General features: G+C 34.6%; 1 pseudogene. It reads left to right on the forward strand.

From position 1 onward, the window contains the following. Positions 1–25 precede the first annotated feature (25 nt). Positions 26–595, forward strand: a pseudogene (locus tag D1841_RS18215) (DNA polymerase III subunit beta); the annotation flags it as partial.

Genomic DNA, 595 nt, shown 5'->3' on the forward strand with positions numbered 1-595 from the left:
TGAGCTTTTAGCAGATGGTATAAACATGGTTGCAATCGATGGCTACAGAATGGCAATCACCAGAGAAGCTATGATTAATAAAGAAGAAAAGAACGTCATTATTTCTGCAAAAATTATGAACGAAATCAGTAAGATTTTAAGTGATGCATCAGAAGAAGATGAAAATGTAAAACTTTTCATGAGTGATAAAAAAGCTATCTTTATGATTGGCAGCGTAAAGGTTGTCCTCAGACTTCTTGACGGTGAATTTATCAAATACAAGGATGTGCTTCCAAAAGACAATAAAATAAAAGTGAAGGTCAACAAAGGAGATTTGATGGAAAGTATAGAAAGAGCTTCCTTGCTTTCTAAAGAAGGAAAGAACAATCTCATTAAAATGTCCATCAAAGATACCATCGTTACCATCACTTCCAAGTCTGAAGAGGGAAATGTAAAAGAAGAAGTTATCATTTCTAAAGAAGGAGAAGATTTGGATATCGGATTCAATGCAAAATATGTCCTTGACGTGATGAAATCTATCGATGATGAAGAAGTATATATGTACTTCAACACACCAATTACCCCTTGCCTTGTAGAACCAATTGAAGGGGAAGCA

It is taken from the genome of Neglectibacter sp. X4, from assembly GCF_009917365.1.
Classification (GTDB): domain Bacteria; phylum Bacillota; class Clostridia; order Oscillospirales; family Acutalibacteraceae; genus Acutalibacter.